This window comes from Pseudolysinimonas sp. (assembly GCF_044239695.1).
In the GTDB taxonomy this organism is placed as follows: domain Bacteria; phylum Actinomycetota; class Actinomycetes; order Actinomycetales; family Microbacteriaceae; genus Pseudolysinimonas_A.
Map to the genome: position 1 here is coordinate 24,624 of NZ_JBIIAW010000026.1, position 6,695 is coordinate 31,318.

At 71.9% G+C, this 6,695-nt stretch carries 5 protein-coding genes and 1 pseudogene; all 6 read left to right on the forward strand.

The window, feature by feature from the left end:
- The first annotated feature begins 8 nt into the window (after window positions 1-8).
- Window positions 9-1,622, forward strand: a complete 1,614-nt coding sequence (gene murD, locus ACILQS_RS06065) for a UDP-N-acetylmuramoyl-L-alanine--D-glutamate ligase (protein WP_395639222.1) — start codon at window positions 9-11, stop codon at window positions 1,620-1,622.
- 55 nt (window positions 1,623-1,677) lie between these two features.
- Window positions 1,678-2,853, forward strand: coding sequence for a putative lipid II flippase FtsW (gene ftsW, locus ACILQS_RS06070; protein ID WP_395639218.1), 1,176 nt, complete (start codon window positions 1,678-1,680; stop codon window positions 2,851-2,853).
- A complete protein-coding gene (locus ACILQS_RS06075) occupies window positions 2,850-3,947 on the forward strand; it encodes a UDP-N-acetylglucosamine--N-acetylmuramyl-(pentapeptide) pyrophosphoryl-undecaprenol N-acetylglucosamine transferase (protein WP_395639219.1) in 1,098 nt (365 codons plus the stop codon). Before ftsW ends, ACILQS_RS06075 begins: the two co-directional genes overlap by 4 nt.
- Window positions 3,948-3,957: 10 nt before the next feature.
- On the forward strand, window positions 3,958-5,349 hold the full coding sequence (gene murC, locus ACILQS_RS06080; RefSeq protein WP_395639220.1) for a UDP-N-acetylmuramate--L-alanine ligase: 1,392 nt from the start codon (window positions 3,958-3,960) through the stop codon (window positions 5,347-5,349).
- Window positions 5,346-6,272 carry a cell division protein FtsQ/DivIB gene (locus tag ACILQS_RS06085; RefSeq protein WP_395639221.1) on the forward strand — a complete coding sequence of 309 codons (927 nt, stop codon included), beginning with the start codon at window positions 5,346-5,348 and terminating at the stop codon, window positions 6,270-6,272. Before murC ends, ACILQS_RS06085 begins: the two co-directional genes overlap by 4 nt.
- A 256-nt stretch (window positions 6,273-6,528) precedes the next feature.
- Window positions 6,529-6,695: pseudogene (locus ACILQS_RS06090) on the forward strand (cell division protein FtsZ); the annotation flags it as partial.

Consider the following 6,695-nt stretch of genomic DNA (forward strand, 5'->3'; position numbering starts at 1 on the left):
AGCGAGCGCTGAGCACGCGGGATCTCGCCGCCCTCACCAGTTGGAGCGCCGATTGGTCGGGGTTGCGGGTCGCGGTCTTCGGCGTCGGCGTCACCGGCTTCGCCGTCGCCGACACGCTCGTCGAACTCGGTGCCGACGTGCTCGTGGTCGCCGCGAAGGCCTCGGATGAGCACACCCAACTGCTCGAGGTCATCGGCGCGCGCCTCGAACTCCAGGCGGACGAATCGGCGGTGCCGGCCCCGCTGATGGCGTTCGACCCGGAGCTCGTCGTCGTGTCACCGGGCTACCACCCCGACCACGCGCTGCTGATCTGGGCGGCCGAGCACGGCATCCCGGTCTGGGGCGACATCGAACTCGCCTGGCGGGTGCGCGACAAGGTCGTGCGGGCCGACGGCCGCCCCGCCGAGTGGATCTGCATCACCGGCACCAACGGCAAGACCACGACGACCCAGCTGACGGCGACGATGCTCGTCGCGGGCGGGCTCCGGGCCGCCCCAGCGGGCAACATCGGCATCCCGGTGCTCGATGCCGTGCGGGACCCCGCCGGGTTCGACGTGCTCGTGATCGAGCTCTCGAGCTACCAGCTGCACTGGATCAACCGCAACGCCGGGGGCGAGCTCGCGCCGCTCGCGAGTGTCTGCCTCAACCTCGACGACGACCACCTCGACTGGCACGGCTCGGCGCAGGCCTACCGGGAGGCCAAGGCGAGGGTGTACGCCAACACCCGGGTGGCGTGCGTCTTCAATCAGGGCGACCTGGCGACCCGCGACATGGTCGAGGACGCCGAGGTGCAGGAAGGCTGCCGGGCGATCGGCTTCACGCTCGGCCTGCCCGGTCCGAGCGACCTGGGTCTCGTCGAGGACATCCTCGTCGACCGCGCCTTCCTCGAGGAGCGCCGCAACTCCGCTCTCGAACTCGCGACGCTCGACGACCTGCGGGCCTCGGGCCTCGGCACTCCGCACGGCGTCGCGAACACCCTCGCGGCGGCGGCGCTCGCCCGGGCGGCCGACGTCGCGCCGGCGGCGATTCGGGATACCATCCGCGCCTTCGCGCTCGATGCGCACCGCACCGCGGTGGTCGCCCGGCACGGGGGCATCACCTTCGTCGACGACTCGAAGGCGACGAACGCCCACGCCGCGAACGCCGCCCTCGCGGCCTTCGACTCGGTCGTCTGGATCGTCGGGGGGCTGCTCAAGGGCGTCGACCCGACCCCGCTCGTGCAGAAGCACGTCGCACGCCTGCGCGGTGCGATCCTGGTCGGAATCGACCGCGCGACCCTGCGGGAAGCGTTCGAGCGACACGCGCCCGGCGTCCCCGTGGTCGAGGTCGCCGAGACCGAGACTGAGGTGATGCTCGCCGCGGTTCGCGCCGCCGCATCGCTCGCCCGTGAGGGCGACGTGGTGCTGCTCGCTCCCGCGGCGGCGTCGATGGACCAGTTCATCGACTACGCGGACCGCGGACGGCGGTTCGCCGACGCGGTGCAGAAGCTGACGGGAGGGTCGGATGGCGAGAGTGCAGCGCCCGGGTCCGGCCCGACAGGCCCCGGCCGGTCCGACCCCGGCCCGACCGGCGACGGCTCGACGGACACCGGCCCGACCGACACCGGCCCGACCCGCGGCTGACCGCGCCGCGGCCGACGCCACCGGCGACAAGCCGGTCCCTCGGGCGATCTCGGTCGTGCGGAAGCTGTTCGCGGCCGAGACCCCGGAGTTCTTCCTGCTCCTGGGGACGACGCTCTTCCTGGTCGCCTTCGGGCTCGTCATGGTGCTGTCGTCGTCGTCGATCGAGTCGCGCCTGAGCGACGGCGACTTCTTCGCGCAGGCGTCGCGCCAGGGACTCTTCGCCCTCGTCGGTGTCCCGCTGATGCTGCTGGCGTCCCGCACCCCGATCAGCTTCTGGCGGCGGTGGGCCTGGCACGCGATCGCCCTCGGTCTGGTGCTGCAGCTCCTGGTGTTCACGCCGCTCGGATGGGGCAACGGGTACAACACCAACTGGGTCCGTCTCGGGTCGTTCACCCTGCAGCCGTCCGAGTTCATCAAGCTCGCGCTCGTGATCTGGCTCGCCTGGGTCCTGACGACGAAGAACCACCTGCTGCAGGACTGGAAGCACGTGGCCCTGCCGATCTTCCCCGTCGCGGGACTGGCGATGCTCTTGGTCCTGTTCGGAAACGACCTCGGGACGGTCACGATCCTGTTCGTGATCGTGCTCGGCGCTCTGTTCTTCGCGGGGGTGCGGATGCGGGTCCTGCTCGCCACCGTCGTCGCGGTCGCTCTTCCGGCCTGGGCGGCGATCTCGCTGAGCGAGTCCCGGAGCGGGCGGTTCGAAGCCTGGCTGGCGGGCTGCGATCCCGACAAGATCTCGCCACTCATCTACGACCTCCACTGCTGGCAGAGCGTCAACGGCTGGGAGGCGCTCGCCCACGGTGGCGTGTTCGGCGTGGGCCTCGGGAACTCCGCAGGAAAGTGGTCGTGGGTGCCGGCGGCCGACAACGACTTCATCTTCGCGATCATCGGCGAGGAACTCGGCCTGGTCGGCGCCGTGATCGTGCTGGCGCTCTTCGTCGTGCTCGCGGTGGCTCTCATCCGCATCTTCCGGATGGTGCGCGACAGGTTCGCGCGCGTCGCGACGAGCGTTGTGCTCGTCTGGATCATCGGCCAGGCTCTCGTGAACATCGCGGTGGTCCTCGGGGTGCTGCCGGTGCTCGGCGTCCCTCTGCCGTTGGTGTCGGCCGGCGGCTCGGCGCTGGTGACATCCCTCGTCGGCATCGGAATCGTGCTGTCCTTCGCCCGCCACCGTCCGCACTCGCTCGCGGACGACGTCCCCGTCGTCCGGTCGACCAGAATCGTCGAGTGACCACCTACCTGTTCGCCGGCGGCGGTACCGCCGGCCACGTCAATCCGCTGCTCGCGACCGCCGACCGGCTGCGCGAGCGCGAGCCGGAGGCGCAGATCCTCGTGCTCGGCACGGCCGAGGGACTCGAGGCCCGTCTCGTGCCGGAACGTGGCTACGAACTGGTCACGGTGCCGCGGCTGCCGTTCCCGCGGCGGCCGAACGCCGACCTGCTGCGCTTCCCCGGGCGGTGGCGGGCGTCGGTGGACCGGACCCGCGGCATCCTGCGCGACCGCGGCGTCGACGTCGTGATCGGATTCGGCGGCTACGCGTCGGCCCCCGCCTATGCCGCGGCCCGCAAGGAGCGCCTGCCGATCGCCGTACACGAGCAGAACGCGCGGCCCGGCATCGCCAACCGCCTGGCCGCGCGGTGGACCCGCCACGTCGGCGTCACCTTCCCGGGGACCCGGTTGCGCGGCGGCCGGCTGGTCGGACTTCCGCTGCGCGCCGAGATCGAGCGACTCGACCGTCCCGCGGCGCGCCGCGAGGGGCTGCGCCGCTTCGGGCTGGATGCCGCGAAGCCCGTGCTGCTGGTCACCGGAGGCTCGCTCGGGGCGCGACGCCTCAACCTCGGCGTCTCGGCGTCGATCGCCGCGCTGCTCGGAGCCGGCTGGCAAGTGCTGCACATCACCGGCAGCCATACGCCGGTCGAGGATCCCGGCCTCACCGGCTACCGCCTCCTGGAGTACTGCGACCGGATGGACCTCGCTCTCGCCGCCGCCGACCTCGCCGTGTCCCGAGCCGGGGCCGCGACGGTCTGCGAACTCGCCGCGATCGGCGTTCCCGCGGTCTTCGTGCCCTACGCGGTCGGCAACGGCGAGCAGGCGCTCAACGCCCGTCAGGCGGTGGATGCCGGCGGCGCGCTGCTCGTCGCCGATGCGGGCTTCAGCGCCGACTACGTCGCCCGTGAGCTGCCTCCCCTGCTCATGGACCGCGCGCGGGTCGCCGACATGGCGGCGCGCATCGCGTCCGTCGGAGTCCGCGACGGCGCCGACCGCATGGTCGACCTCGTGCTCGAGGCGCGCGGGCTCGAGGCGCGCGCAGCGGCGCGCGGGTAGCGTAGATCCGATGATCAAGCCCGACCTCGACCTCGAGCTCCCGAACGAACTGGGGAGACTCCACTTCGTCGGTATCGGCGGCTCCGGGATGAGCGGGATCGCCCGGCTCTTCCTCGACGCCGGGCACGTCGTGACGGGGTCGGACCGCAGTGAGAGCGCGTCGACACGGGAGCTGCGGGATGCCGGCGCCGAGGTGTGGATCGGCCACGACGCCGCGCACGTCGGTCCGCAGGTCGAGGCGCTGGTGGTCACGGGTGCCCTCTGGGAGGACAACCCCGAGTATCAGGAGGCGCTGCGCCGCGGCATCCCGGTGCTCCACCGTGCCCATGCTCTCGCCTGGCTGGTACGCGGCACTCGGCTCATCGCGGTCTCGGGTGCGCATGGCAAGTCGACGACGACCGGCCTGATCGTCACCGCCTTGCGCGAACTCGGTGCCGACCCGTCGTTCGTCAACGGCGGCGTCATCGCCGGCTACGGGCGCAGTTCCGCCCGCGGCGCGGGGGACCTGTGGGTGATCGAGGCCGACGAGTCCGACGGCTCGTTCGAGCTCTACGACCCGGCCGTCGTGCTCGTCACCAACCTCGACGACGACCATCTCGACCACTATGGCTCCGCGCAGGCGGTCGAGGATGCGTTCGTCCGCGTCGCCTCGGGCGCCTCCGAGCTGCTGGTGACCTCAGCCGACGACTCGGGCGCACGCGCGGTCGCCGCCCGTGCGTCGGCCCCCCGGTCGCTCACTTTCGGAACCGCGCGAGAGGCCGGCGTGCGGCTCGTCGCGGAGCGGGTCGATGGGGATGCCGTCGTCGCCACGATCGCGGTCGACGGCACGGAGTACGACGTGCGGCTGCCCGTCGCCGCGGCGATCGCGATCAACGCGACCGGGGCCTTCGCGGTGCTCGTCGGACTCGGCTTCGACGCCGACAGGATCGCCCGCGGACTCGAGGTCTTCGCCGGCACCGGACGGCGCTTCGAGCATCACGCGACCGTGCGCGGCGTGCGAGTGTACGACGACTACGCGCACCACCCGACCGAGGTGGTCGCTGCGCTCGAGATCGCCCGGGCGGTCGTCGGCGCCGGCCGCGTCATCGCCGTACACCAGCCGCATCTCTACAGCCGCACGCAGGCGATGGCGGGGGAGTTCGCCGACGCCTACGAGCGGCTCGCCGACCACACGATCGTCCTCGACGTCTACGGAGCGCGAGAGGATCCCATCCCCGGGGTCACGGGAGCGCTCGTCGCGGACCGCTTCGCCGACCCGAGTCGCGTCGACTTCCTGCCCGACTGGCAGGCCGCCGCCGACCGGGTCGCCGAGATCGCCCGGCCGGGCGACCTCGTGATGACGTTGTCGTGCGGAGACGTGTACCGGATCATCCCGCAACTCGTCGACGCGCTCGAGCCGTGAAACGCCCCGAGCGGCCCTCCGCGAAGCCCGCCGCCCCTCCCGCGAAATCCGCTCCGACGCCGAAGGTCACGCCCCGAGCTGCGGCGACCCCGACCCCGACCCCGCGGACGCAGCAGCGTCCCGCCGCGGATCGGCGCGCCCCCCACCCCGCGAAGCCCCCGGCTCCCGAGCGTCGCGCGCGCCGCATCCGGAAACGATCCGAGCGCGCGGAGGTCAACCGCTTCACCCGCCGGAGGCGGAATCGTCGCCTCGCCTGGCTGGGCGTATTCGGCGTGCTCGCCATCGTCGCCGCGCTCATCGCGACCGCGGTCTTCTCGCCGATCCTCGCGCTTCGCGAGATCCGCGTCGACGGCACGGAGCGCCTCGACCCGGCGGTGCTTCAGCATGCCGTCGAGGGGCAACTCGGCACGCCGCTGGCGCTCGTCGACGAGGATCGCCTCCGGCGCGACCTCTCGCAGTTCACGGGCATCCGCAGCTACGCGACCGAACTCGTTCCCCCCGGGACCCTCGTCATCCACATCGTCGAGCGGTCGCCGCTCGGGGCGGTGCTCTCGCCGACCGGGTTCGACATCGTCGATGCCGCAGGCGTCGTGCTCGAGTCCACGCCGACCCGGCCCGAGGCGCTGCCGCTGCTACAGATCGACGACGAAGGTCCCGAGGGGACGGGCTTCGCCGCGATGGCAGAGGTGCTCGTGGCGCTGCCGCCGGGGGTGCTCGCGCAGATCGACTCGATCGCGGCCCGGACGCGTGACGACGTGACGCTGACTCTCACCGGCAGCACGCAGCGGGTGGTCTGGGGGAGCGCCGACGACTCGGATCGCAAAGCGCGGATCCTCGACGCCCTCCTCGCCCGCTTCGCCTCCGCGGGCCCGGGCGAGTACGACGTGTCGGCACCGGGCAGCGCGGTCTTCCGGCTCGACTGACGCGAACGCGACGGAGCTGTGGGCATCCGCGCGACACGCGCGCGACGGAGCTGTCACCATCCGCGCGACACGCGCGCGACGGAGCTGTCACCATCCGCGCGACACGCGCGCGACGGAGCTGTCACCATCCGCGCGACACGCGCGCGGATGTCCGGCCCGTTGCCAGCACCCGCGCTTACCGTGGGGACGAACATCGTATTGAGAAAGAATCTCAACTTCAAGCTGAGGTTGAAACTTTCCCCTCGGAGGCCGGAACGTGACGTCGAACCAGAACTACCTGGCGGTGATCAAGGTCGTCGGCATCGGCGGCGGCGGGGTCAACGCCGTCAACCGCATGATCGAGCTCGGCCTGCGCGGGGTGGAGTTCATCGCGATCAACACCGACGCCCAGGCCCTGCTGATGAGCGACGCCGACGTCAAGCT

Bases quoted from the DNA above. Each gene is read 5' to 3' on its own strand.
- murC (WP_395639220.1), top strand. From the start codon at position 3,958: ATGATCAAGCCCGACCTCGACCTCGAGCTCCCGAACGAACTGGGGAGA.